Source organism: Nocardioides sp. CFH 31398 (assembly GCF_022436705.1).
Taxonomy (GTDB): domain Bacteria; phylum Actinomycetota; class Actinomycetes; order Propionibacteriales; family Nocardioidaceae; genus Nocardioides.
The window spans coordinates 1-11,023 of record NZ_JAKUHT010000046.1; the positions used below are offsets into that span (position 1 = coordinate 1).

The 11,023-nt window shown below is 75.0% G+C and carries 9 protein-coding genes and 1 pseudogene; 6 read left to right on the plus strand and 4 right to left on the minus strand.

Going from position 1 to position 11,023, the window contains the following annotated elements:
• Nucleotides 1-307: 307 nt before the first annotated feature.
• Nucleotides 308-1,828, plus strand: a complete 1,521-nt coding sequence (locus MJ876_RS21270; RefSeq protein WP_240239482.1) for a potassium/proton antiporter — start codon at nucleotides 308-310, stop codon at nucleotides 1,826-1,828.
• A 39-nt stretch (nucleotides 1,829-1,867) separates the two neighbouring features.
• Here MJ876_RS21270 and MJ876_RS21275 read toward each other — a convergent pair whose 3' ends face one another.
• The 4 genes from MJ876_RS21275 to eccCa form a co-directional block, all read right to left on the minus strand.
• Nucleotides 1,868-2,404, minus strand: coding sequence for a LytR C-terminal domain-containing protein (locus MJ876_RS21275; protein ID WP_240239484.1), 537 nt, complete (start codon nucleotides 2,402-2,404; stop codon nucleotides 1,868-1,870).
• Nucleotides 2,401-2,700, minus strand: a complete 300-nt coding sequence (locus MJ876_RS21280; RefSeq protein WP_240239486.1) for a type II toxin-antitoxin system VapB family antitoxin — start codon at nucleotides 2,698-2,700, stop codon at nucleotides 2,401-2,403. Before MJ876_RS21280 ends, MJ876_RS21275 begins: the two co-directional genes overlap by 4 nt.
• Nucleotides 2,701-2,776: 76 nt before the next feature.
• Entirely contained in the window at nucleotides 2,777-2,983 is a 207-nt protein-coding gene (locus tag MJ876_RS21285; RefSeq protein ID WP_240239487.1) for a hypothetical protein, read from the minus strand.
• A 247-nt stretch (nucleotides 2,984-3,230) separates the two neighbouring features.
• Nucleotides 3,231-7,244 (minus strand): type VII secretion protein EccCa, encoded by a 4,014-nt coding sequence (eccCa, locus tag MJ876_RS21290; protein ID WP_240239488.1) that lies wholly within the window; start codon nucleotides 7,242-7,244, stop codon nucleotides 3,231-3,233.
• Nucleotides 7,245-7,451: 207 nt separating this feature from the next.
• Between eccCa and MJ876_RS21295 the strand changes: the two genes are divergently transcribed.
• The 5 genes and pseudogenes from MJ876_RS21295 to MJ876_RS21315 all read left to right on the plus strand — a co-directional run.
• Nucleotides 7,452-8,834: a hypothetical protein gene (locus MJ876_RS21295; RefSeq protein WP_240239489.1), complete on the plus strand. Its 1,383-nt coding sequence runs from the start codon at nucleotides 7,452-7,454 to the stop codon at nucleotides 8,832-8,834.
• A gap of 134 nt (nucleotides 8,835-8,968) precedes the next feature.
• Nucleotides 8,969-9,283, plus strand: a complete 315-nt coding sequence (locus MJ876_RS21300; RefSeq protein ID WP_240239490.1) for a WXG100 family type VII secretion target — start codon at nucleotides 8,969-8,971, stop codon at nucleotides 9,281-9,283.
• Nucleotides 9,284-9,331: 48 nt separating this feature from the next.
• Nucleotides 9,332-9,619, plus strand: a complete 288-nt coding sequence (locus tag MJ876_RS21305; RefSeq protein ID WP_240239491.1) for a WXG100 family type VII secretion target — start codon at nucleotides 9,332-9,334, stop codon at nucleotides 9,617-9,619.
• 148 nt (nucleotides 9,620-9,767) lie between these two features.
• Nucleotides 9,768-10,124: a hypothetical protein gene (locus MJ876_RS21310; protein WP_240239492.1), complete on the plus strand. Its 357-nt coding sequence runs from the start codon at nucleotides 9,768-9,770 to the stop codon at nucleotides 10,122-10,124.
• A gap of 4 nt (nucleotides 10,125-10,128) precedes the next feature.
• Nucleotides 10,129-11,023, plus strand: a pseudogene (locus tag MJ876_RS21315) (hypothetical protein); the annotation flags it as partial.

The window sequence follows — 11,023 nt, forward strand, 5'->3', positions numbered from 1 at the left end:
CTCGGCGGCGGCGCCGCTCCACGCCGCCCGCGCGACGCCGGCCCGGACGTCGCCGGCCTCGGCCTCCACCGCGTCCGCCTCCGCGCGCGCCCGCCGGGCGAGCGCGCGAATCCCGCTCGTGACCACCACCCCGCCTGTCACCCGGTGCCCCCTCCCGTCCGCGTGCCCGCCAGCCTGCTCGCCCCGGACGACCCGTGGTGATCGCGCGCACGAGCCTGTGCAGGCGCGGCACCGCCTGCCGCCTGGGGACGGAAACGGGCGCGCCGATAGGCTGGGCCCCCGGCCACGGCGAGCAGCGAGGTGCGGCGTGACCTTCGACGTGGAGCAGCTCAACCTCTTCCTGCTGGAGGGCGCCGCCGTCACGCTGCTCGCGATCCTCGCCGTCCGGCTGTCCAGCCGTGCGGGCCTGCCCAGCCTGCTGGTCTACCTCCTCATCGGCGTCGCCATCGGCGAGGCCGGGCTCGGGATCCAGTTCGAGGACGCCGACCTCGCCCACGCCCTCGGCTTCGCGGCCCTCGCCCTGATCCTGGCCGAGGGCGGCCTGACGACGAAGTGGAGCGAGGTCCGGCCCTCCATCGCGCTCGGCGCGGCCCTGGCGACCGTCGGCATCGCCGTCTCGGTGCTGGTCGTCGCCGTGGCGGCGCACCTCCTGCTCGGCCTGCCGTGGCAGCTCGCGGTGCTCCTCGGCGCCGCCACCTCGGCGACCGATGCCGCCGCCGTGTTCTCCGTGCTGCGGGTGGTGCCGCTACCCCGGCGGCTGGTGGGCACGCTGGAGGCGGAGTCCGGGCTGAACGACGCCCCGACCGTCGTCCTCGTCACCCTCGTGGCCTCCGGGGCGGCGACCGAGCACGGGGTCCTGCCCATGCTGGGCGAGATCGTCTTCGAGCTCGCCGTCGGCTCGCTGGTCGGCCTGGCGGTCGGGTTCGGCGGCGCCTGGGCGATGCGCCGCGCGGCGCTGCCGTCGTCCGGCCTCTACCCGATCGCGGTGCTCTGCCTGACCCTCTTCGGGTACGGCGCCGCCGCCGGCCTGCACGCCTCCGGCTTCGCCGCCGTCTACCTCGCCGCGCTCGTGCTGGGCAACGCCGACCTGCCGCACCGCACCGCCACCCGCTCGTTCGCCGAGGGGGTCGCCTGGCTGGCGCAGATCGGCCTGTTCGTCATGCTCGGCCTGCTGCTGTCGCCGGGCCGGATCACCCTGAGCACCGTCCTGACCGCCGTCGTGGCCGGGCTGGTGCTGACGTTCGTCGCGCGGCCGGTGTCCGTCGCGGTCTCCGCGCTGGTGCAGCCGCTGCCGCTGCGCGAGCTGGCCTTCCTGTCCTGGGCGGGGCTGCGCGGCGCCGTCCCCGTCGTCCTGATGACCATCCCGCTCTCGCAGGGGGTGCCGGGCGCCGAGCAGCTCTTCGACATCGTCTTCGTGCTGGTGGTCGTCTACACCCTGCTCACCGGCCCGACGCTGCCGTGGGTGGCGCGACGGCTCGGCGTCGCGGGGTCCGTGGCACGGGACCTCGAGGTGGAGGCCGCGCCCCTCGACCGGATGGCCGCCGACCTGCTCCAGCTGCGCGTCGGGGACTCCTCCCGCCTCCACGGGGTCGAGGTCCGCGAGCTCCGGCTGCCCACGGGGGCCTCGATCTCGCTGGTCGTGCGGGGCGAGGACATCCTCGTCCCCGACGGCCGCACCGTCCTGCGCCACGGTGACGACCTCCTGGTGGTCGTGCCCCGGGGACGGCGGGAGGCCACCGAGCGGCGCCTGCGCGACATCTCGACCGGCGGCCGCCTCGCCCGGTGGCTGCCCGAGGGTCAGCAGGACCGGCCGGGCGCGACCGACTGACGCGGCGGACCCGACCCGGGGGATCCGGCTCGGTGAGCGTCAGCCGGCGTTGGCGGGGCCGCAGACGGTGACGTCCCGCTGCACCTGGACGGCGTCGCGACCCTCGATGAGGTCGCCGAAGCGGTCGCCCACCACGACGTGGACGCCGGGGGTGTCGAGCTCGCGCTCGACGACGAGGGTGTTGTCGCCCAGCCAGGACTTCACCAGCCGCACCGCGGGGCTGGACGGGTCGTCGCTCCAGATCTGCACGAAGTCGAGGTCGGCGTCGTCCGGGGCGTTGCCCTGCATGCCCTCGGCGAAGCCCGCCTCGACGAACTCGTCGAGCGTGCCCGCCGCGGCGCCCGCGGTCTGGCCGGCGTTCAGCACGCTGACGGTGACCTGGTCGGTCCGCAGCCGGTCGCCGGGCGAGAGCTCGATCGGGCTGCAGATCTCCTCGGCGGCGGGGGCGGCGCTGTCGCCGAACAACCCACCCTCGGGGAAGGGGTCCGTGAGCGCGGCCCAGGCCCACGTGGCCCCGAGGACGATGACGACCGCCATCACGGACAGGGTGACGGCCGAGCGGATCTTCCGGCTCACGAGGCGGCCACCTCCAGCACGCGGGCGTGGAGCACCGGGCGCTGGTGCAGGGCCGCCCGCATGGCGCGGTGCAGGCCGTCCTCGAGGTACAGCTCGCCGTTCCAGGCCACGACGTGGGCGAAGAGGTCGCCGTAGAAGGTCGAGTCCTCGTCGAGGAGGTCGGCCAGGCGCAGGGTGTCGCGGGTGGTGACCAGCTGGTCGAGCCGCACCTGGCGCGGGGGGATCTTCGCCCAGCCGCCCGACGAGAGGCCGTGCTCGGGGTAGGGACGGCCGTCGCCCACCCGCTTGAAGATCACCGCCGGATCATAGCGATCGCGACGAGGGCGCCCCGGATCGGCGATCCGGGGCGCCCTCGTGGACGGCGGCGCGGGCTCAGGCGGACCAGCGGACCGCGTCGTCGACGAAGTCGGCCATCGCGTGGACGCCGCGCAGGTCCTCACGGGCCTCCATGAGGTCGCGCAGGCGGTGGGAGTGGCGGGTGACGAGCCGCTCGCGCTGGGCGCTGAGGCGGTCGAGCTGGGAGTCGATCTTCGGGTCGACGACGGTGTCGGCCGGACGGGGGCGGCGGGTCTGGGTCATGGCTGCTCCATCTCGGGTGGAGGGGAGGGACTCGCCTAGTTTTAACGATCCACAATGCCGGGAGGTTGACTCTGGGTTACAGGAATGTTGTCCAGCCCCGCCCGCTTCCGCCGACGGTGACAGGCCCCGTCTTCCGCCGGGTGACCCTCGTCCGCCGCGGGGCTGTGGTGCTCCGGACCCCCGCCGGTGGCTTGTGACCAAGCCGTAACTCCGCGTTACATGGCCAGGGCCGGCCCCCGACCCGCCGTCAGATCCGCGACTCGCAGTAGGCCAGCTGGACGGTCTCGGTGCCGCGGTCGCGGGTGATGAGCCGGCCGCGGCCGGGCGGGGCGGGGGCGGGGCGGTTGTTGCCGATGAGGTAGCCCTCGTCGGACGGCCCGGAGAGCAGGATGCCCGGCATCGCGAGGTCGCGCAGCGACTGGATGATCGGCTCGTAGAGCGCCCGCGACGCGCCGCCGGCCCGACGCGCCACGACCACGTGGAGGCCGACGTCGCGGCCCTGGGCGAGGAACGGCTGGAGCGGGGCGAGCGGCGAGGAGCTCTGCGTCGAGACGAGGTCGTAGTCGTCGACCACGAGGAAGCACTCCGCGCCCGACCACCACGAGCGGTTGCGCAGCTGCTCCGGCGTGACGTCGGGGCCCGGGATGCGGCGCTCGAGGTACGTCGCGAGGTCCTGCAGCACCGGACCGGCCTGCGCCGCCGAGGTGAGGTAGTTGAGCAGGTGCTCCTCGGGGGTCTCGCCGAGCAGCGAGCGGCGGTAGTCCACGACGATCAGCTGGGCCTGCTTGGCGTCGCGGGAGCGGACCACCTCGCGGATGTAGGAGCGCAGCAGCGTCGACTTGCCGGACTGGCTGTCGCCGAAGACCAGCAGGTGCTGCTCGGAGTCCATGTCCAGCGCGACCGGGGCCAGCTCCTTCTCGTCGATCCCGAGCAGCACCCGCGGGTCGTCGGGGCCGGCGCCGGCGAGCTCGACGACCCGCTCGAGGTCGATCCGCTCGGGCAGCAGGCGCAGCTTGGGGCCGGTCTGGCCGGACCACGCGGCCGAGGAGCGCTTGACGAGGTCCTCGATGCCGTCGGTGAGGCTGTCGGGGTCCGGGCTGCCGTCCACGCGCGGCAGGGCGCCGAGGAAGTGCAGCTTGCCGGGCACCAGGCCGCGGCCGGGACGGCCGGTGGGCACGAGGTCGGCGACCTTGCGGTCCACCTCGGAGTCCAGCGGGTCACCGAGCCGCAGCTCGAGCCGGGTGCCGAACATGTCGCGCATCGCGGCGCGGAAGTCGGCCCAGCGGGTGGCGCCGACGACGAGGTGCAGACCGAAGGTGAGGCCGCGGGGAGCCAGCTGCTGCAGCTCCATCTCGATGTCCTCGAAGTCGGCGCGCAGGGTGCTCCAGCCGTCGATGACGAGGAAGACGTCGCCCCAGCCGTCGTCCGCGCGGCCGGCGGCGTGGCGGCTGCGGTAGGTCTCGATCGAGTCGATGCCCTGGGAGCGGAAGTAGGCCTCGCGGCGGTCGACCACGCCCGTGACCTCGGCGAGGATCCGGCGGACGACGTCCGGCTCGGACCGCGTCGCCACGCCGGAGACGTGCGGCAGGCCGGTGAGCGGGGCGAAGGTGCCGCCACCGAAGTCGAGGACGAACAGCTGCGACTCCAGCGGCGTCGTCGTCAGCGCGAGGCTCGTCGCGACGGTCCGCAGCAGGGTGCTCTTGCCGCTGCGCGGCCCGCCGACGACCGCCACGTGGCCCGACGCGCCGCCGAGGTCGATGGCGAGGGTGTCGCGACGCTGCTCGCGGGGTTTGTCGAGCGTGCCCAGCGGGATCTTCAGGCCGCCCTGCGAGCGCCAGGACGGCGAGACGAGGCCGAGCTCGGGGTCCTCGGTCAGGTCGCCCATGAGGCGGTCGAGGGTGTCGGGCTGGTCGAGCGGCGGCAGCCACACCTGGTGGGCGGGCAGGCCCTTGCCGACCATCCGCCCGACCGCGATGTCGAGCAGGCTCTTCTGCTCGCTGCCGTCGCTGGGCGTCTCGACGACCGGCTCGGCCTCGGCGTCCTCGTCGACCGGGTCCAGCGCGAGCACCTCGGAGACGGAGAACGGCAGGATCCCGCGGACGTTGCCGCCCTCGTCGCGCCGCACCCGGCGGCGTCCCGGCGGCGGCCCGGAGACGTACGCCGCCTTGAACCGCAGCAGGGTCGACTGGTCGGGTTTGAGGTAGCCGAGGCCGGGGTCGGCGGGCAGCTCGTAGGCGTCGGGGACGCCGAGCACGGTGCGCGACTCGGCGGCGGAGAAGGTCCGCAGCCCGACCCGGTACGACAGGTGCGACTCGAGCCCCCGCAGGCGGCCCTCCTCCAGGCGCTGCGAGGCGAGCAGCAGGTGCAGCCCCAGCGAGCGGCCGAGACGCCCGATGGCCACGAACAGCTCGATGAACTCGGGCTTCGCCGAGAGCATCTCGGAGAACTCGTCGACGACGATGAACAGCGACGGCATCGGCGGCAGGTCCTCACCGGACGAGCGCGCCTTGTCGTAGTCGCGGATCGAGGCGAAGTTCCCGGCCTGGCGCAGCATCTCCTGGCGGCGCACCATCTCGCCCGACAGCGCGTCCTGCATGCGGTCGACGAGCGTCAGCTCCTGCTGCAGGTTCGTGATCACGGCCGACACGTGCGGCATCTGCGACATCCCGGCGAACGTCGCGCCGCCCTTGAAGTCGACGAGCACCATGTTCAGCTGCTCGGGGGAGTGGGTCAGCGCGAGCCCGAGCACGAGGGTCCGCAGGAACTCCGACTTGCCGGACCCGGTGGCGCCGATGACCAGGCCGTGGGGGCCCATGCCCTGCTGGGCGGACTCCTTGATGTCGAGGCTGATCAGCCCGCCGTCCCCGCGGCCGATCGGCACGCGCAGCCGGTCGCGGGCGGGCCGCGGGCGCCAGGCGCCGTCCGTCTCGAACGAGCGGACGTCGCCGAGGCCCAGCATGTCCATGAAGTCGGTGGGGCCGGTCAGCTCGGCCGGACCGGAGTCGGAGCCGGAGGAGACGACGTGCAGCGGGGCGAGGCGGCGCGCGAACGCCTCGGCGGTCGCCAGGTCGCACTGGTCGGCGTACGCCCCGACCGGCTCCTCGCGCACCAGGACGGCGCGCACCGGCGGCTTGCCGCGCGCGGGGCCGGTCGTCGGCGGGTCGGCGGCCTGCAGCTGCAGGCGCAGGCGGGTCGGCTCCTCGAGCTCGTCCCAGCGCTCCGGGACGTCGAGGAGCGTGACCCCGTGCAACCCGTACGGCGGGACGATGTGGTTGCCGGGAGGCAGGTGGCCGCCGTCCAGCACGAGCAGGATGTGCGGCGACGCGGCCCGCTCGTCCGCGCCGAAGCGGGGGCGCTCGCTGAGGTCGGGGGGCAGCATCGTCCCCAGCTCCTCCAGCGACGTCGTGACCATCCGCATCGGCCCGACGGCGTCGGAGCGCTCGGCGCTCTGCGCGTGCGGCAGCCACTTCACCCAGTCCCAGTGGGCCAGGTTGCGGTCGGAGGCGAGCACGGCCACGACGAGGTGGTCGGGGGAGTGGAACGCCGTCGCGGAGCAGATCATGGCGCGCGCCAGCGACCGCGCGGCCTCGGCCTCGCCGCACAGCTCGATGCGGTCGAACCCGCGCAGGTCGACGGACGCCGGCAGGTGCGGCTGCTGGCGGTGGACGACGAGCAGCCGGTGCAGCGCCGACGCGGCGGCGGGGTCGACCTGGTCGATCGCGGTCGTCTCGGGCGGCACCAGCTCCAGGGCGAGCGGCTGGGTGTTGAGGCCGTAGCGGACGAGCAGGAACCCCTCGTCGTCCGGTCGGTGCTCCCACAGCCGCGAGCGGTCCTCGGCCAGCGACGGGAGCACGGCGGGCTCCGGCAGGTGCCAGTTCAGCGCCCGGCGCTGCTGGTCGGCGGCCTCGCGCGCGACCTTGCGGACGTTGGCGAGGTAGCGCAGGTACTCGGTGCGCGAGCCGGTCAGCTGCTGGGCCTTCTGCTTGCGCTGCCGGTCGATCTGGATCGCGATGAACCCGAGCGTGGCGAACAGGAACATCCCGGCGGCGATGAGGCTGCGGTTGCGGGTCTCCTCGCTGCCCCCGGCCATGGTGGCGACGAGCACGATCGAGCCGAGGCTCCCGAGCATCGGGATGGCGTTCATCGCCACGCCGGCGGCGCCCTCGTGGTCCTGCAGCTCCGGGGGCGGCTGCAGCTCGATCCGCCCGCTGGGCATCTCCGGCTGCTCGACGCGCTGCCCGGCCCGCAACGTGGTGCTCACCGGTGACCCCCTCCGCCGTCCGGTCGCGCCGGACCCTCGTGCCTCGCCGTCCCCCGCCGTGTTCCGCGCGCAGCCGTCCGTGAAACCTCTCGGCCCCGGGTGTGGGAGATCCTAGGGGCGGGAAGGACCCGAGTCAGGCACTCGGCGATCTCCCAGCCACTACGCTCGGCGGGTCGACCGACCGGCGTACGGCGAGAGGGGGCGCGCGTGTCGCAGCAGGCGGCGTCGTCCGGCCCGAGCGTGCGTGCGGGCGACACCCTCGCGCTCAGCATCCACGGGCCCACCGGCGTCCTGGACCTCGTCGTGCCGGACGGCGCGACCGGCGTGGACGTCGCCCGGGAGTACGCCCGCGCCGCCGGCCTCGAGACCCTGCCGCACCTGTGGTCCGCCGTCGGCCACGCGCTGCCCGCCGACCGGGCGCTCTCGTCGGTGGGCGTCGAGGCGGGCGACCTCGTCGTCGCCACGACCGGCGACGGGGAGGAGGCCCGCACCCCCGCGCCCCTGGTGGGTCGCGGCGCGGAGCGGGTCCGGCCCGGACGTCTCTCCGCCCTCTGGTTCGCCCTCGCCGGGCTGCTGGGGCTGCTCGCCGGCTGGTGGGCCGGGCAGAGCGGCCCGGGCACGACCGCCACCGCCGTCGCCGCGGTCCTCGGCGCCACCGCGCTGCTCGGCGCCGCGCCCGTCGGGCAGCTCTCCGGCCAGCGGGCGGTGGCCGCCCCCGCGTTCGGCGCCGGCGCGGCCCTGGCCGTCGTCTTCTCACCGGGCGAGGAGCGCCTGCCGATGGTGCTGGGCACCGCCGCGCTGGCCGCGGCCGTGGTCGCCGCGGTCGCCCGCTCGTGGCGCGACGAGAGGGACGAGGCGCTGCGGGTCTGGATGGTCGCCGGCAGCGCGGCGTTCGTGCTCGCCGGCACCGCCGCCGTCCTCGGCGCCCGCCCCGCGGTCGTGTGGTCGCTGCTGCTGCTCGTCGCGATGCTGGCCGCGCGCTTCGTGCCGTCGATGGCCGTGGACGTCCCCGACCAGGTGCTGCTGGACCTCGACCGGCTCGCCGTGACCGCCTGGAGCGCCCGCGACACCCGCCGGGGGCGGCGGTCCAGCATGATCGTCACCGCCGAGGCCATGGCCGGACTCGTCGACCGGGGCTCACGCCTCGTCACGGCCGCGGCCGCCGCCGTCGCCGTGACCGCGGTCGTCGCCGCGCCGATGCTGCTCGCCACCGCGACCCTCGAGCTCGACCGGATCGGGGCGTGGGTCCAGGTGTTCCTCACCGGGGCCGCCCTGCTGCTCGCCGCGAGGAGCTACCGCCACCGCGCGGCGCAGACGCTGCTGCGGGTCGCCGGCCTGGCCTGCTGGGCGTCGCTGACCGCGGTCGGTCTCGCGCTCATGGGGGACCGCGTGCTGCTCGTCGGCGGCGTCCTCGTGGCCCTGGCGGGTGGCGGCTGCGCCGTGGTCGCCGTCGCCACCGGCCGCGGCTGGCGGTCGCTGTGGTGGTCGCGCCGCGCGGAGCAGTCCGAGGCGTTCGCCGGCGCCCTCGCGCTCGCGGCCGTCCTCGTGGCGACCGGGTTGTTCCGCTTCCTGTGGGAGCTGACCTCCTAGCACACCGGCGGGAAGTCGCAGGTTTAGACCGCCCGTGGCCGGGCATAAGCCCCCTCGAGCGGGAGTCCGCTGGGTCTCCCCAAAGCAGTCAGCCAACGACGAACCGACGCGCAGCGCCGGTGAGGAGGAGCGACATGGCACAGGACATCAGGCTCGGCGAGGGCAGGCTCAAGAACGCCGCCGGCGTCGTCCGCGACGCGCAGAGCAAGTTCGACAAGGACGCCGGCACCCTGCAGCAGAAGATCGCCGGCATGGCGAGCGGCTGGCAGGGCGAGGGCGGCAACGCCTTCCAGGGCCTGGCCCAGGCCTGGCAGCAGCGCCACCAGCGCATCACCCGCGTCCTCGGTCAGCTCGCGGACGCGCTCGACGAGACCGAGCGCGACAGCGTCGCCAACGACACCGACATCGGCCAGGGCGTCGCCACCATCGCCCGCGGCCTCGAGGCCTGAGCGGCCCGGCCCGCGAGACCACCGACCTGAGACGAGAAGGGACCTGACATGGACCTGAGGATTCAGCAGACCGCCCTGGACGGCGCCGCGAACGACCTGGTGACCCAGGCGAAGACGATCAACAGCGACCTCGACGGCCTCGAGGCGCAGCTCAACCCGCTGCGCAGCGAGTGGGAGGGCTCCGCGAAGGCGGCGTACGACCAGGCCAAGAACGAGTGGGACCAGCTGATGCGCGAGATGATCCAGGTGCTCGAGGGCGCCGCGAACACCGTGCGCGACTCCGCCGCCGCCTACCGTGCCGCGGACCTCCGCGGCGAGGACCGCTTCCGCGGCTGACCCGGACGACGCCACCGACGACGTCCACCGGCGGGGCCGGGCACGAGGCTGCCCGGCCCCCGCCGGTGAGCACGGCGCGGGCGCGCCCACCGGCACGACCACACGCACCACGACAGGCAACGACAGGCACGACAGGGGTGACATCGCTGTGACCAACGAGCAGGGCGGCGGCACCGGGCCCACCACCGAGACCCGGTTGACCAGCGGGACCGTCCGGTCGATCTCCGACGACCTCTCGCGCGAGGCCGGACAGGTCTCGCGCTCCGAGCTGGCGTCCCTGGCCCTCGGGGCCGTCCACTTCGGCGGCTCCGACGCCGGGCAGCGGCTCGGCGGCCACTACGAGGGCGCCTTCGCCGACGCGATCACGCAGACCGACGACACCGTGACGATGCTGCAGGACTACGCGGTGAACCTGGACGGCGCCGCCCAGGACACCGAGGACACCGACACGCTCAACGCCACGTCGTTGCGCCAGATCGGCAACGTCGACCCGGGGAGGGACTGAGGACATGCCGCACGAGGCACAGGTGGAGAAGCTCCGCTCCGCGCTCCGGGGCGCCGCGCCCGAGACCATCGACGACGCGGTCCGGGTGTGGGGCCGCAACGCCGAGGACCTGGCGCTGGCCGCCGAGCGCCTGCGGGAGGGCCGCGACGGCCTGGACGGCGAGCTCGGCGACGTCACCCGCGCGGCCGCGCAGACGTCCTTCGCGAACGCCGCCACGCGGACGTCGTCCCGGGCCGGCGCGATGCGCGAGGGCCGGTCGGCCCTCGAGCTCGCGGCGCAGGCCCTGCGGACGGCGAAGACCGAGCTGGACGCGCTCGACGCGCAGGGTGCGCCGTCGCAGCCGTCCATGCCCGGGAACTTCTCGACGATGCGCGAGGGCGACCAGCTCCGCGCCGAGAACCGCTTCGGCCAGCAGATGAGCACCTACAACAGCCAGCTCGCCGAGCGCGAGGAGAGGGCCCGCCGGGCCAACGAGGCGCTCGAGCGGGACCTCGGCCGCAGCGCGGACATGATGGCCGGCCTCGACCCGGGCGCGCAGCACCGGGCGGGCAGCGGCGGCGCCTCGTGGGGCGCCAGCGGCTCGTCCGCCGGCAGCAACGGCTCGGACCCGGGGGCGGTCACCTCGGGCTCCTCCACGGGCTCCACCGGCGCCACCGGGACCTCGGGCCAGACCGGCCAGCCCGCCTCCCCGACCCAGCCCGTCGAGGAGACCCCCGCCGGCACGGCGGGCACACCTGCCTCCCCGGGTCAGCCGGTGGCGACGCAGCCCGCCGCGACCACGCCGGGCGGCGACCTCGCCGGCCCGGGGCAGCCACAGCCCATCGGCGGGAGCGCCGCTCCGGCGGCCACCGCTCCCGCCGCCGCGGGCTCGTCCGGCGCCAGTGCCGGTGCGGCCGCCG

Excerpts from the sequence above, each read along its gene's own strand:
- MJ876_RS21305 (WP_240239491.1), top strand. The coding sequence starts at position 9,332 with ATGGACCTGAGGATTCAGCAGACCGCCCTGGACGGCGCCGCGAACGAC.
- MJ876_RS21300 (WP_240239490.1), top strand. The coding sequence starts at position 8,969 with ATGGCACAGGACATCAGGCTCGGCGAGGGCAGGCTCAAGAACGCCGCC.
- MJ876_RS21285 (WP_240239487.1), bottom strand. The coding sequence starts at position 2,983 with ATGACCCAGACCCGCCGCCCCCGTCCGGCCGACACCGTCGTCGACCCG.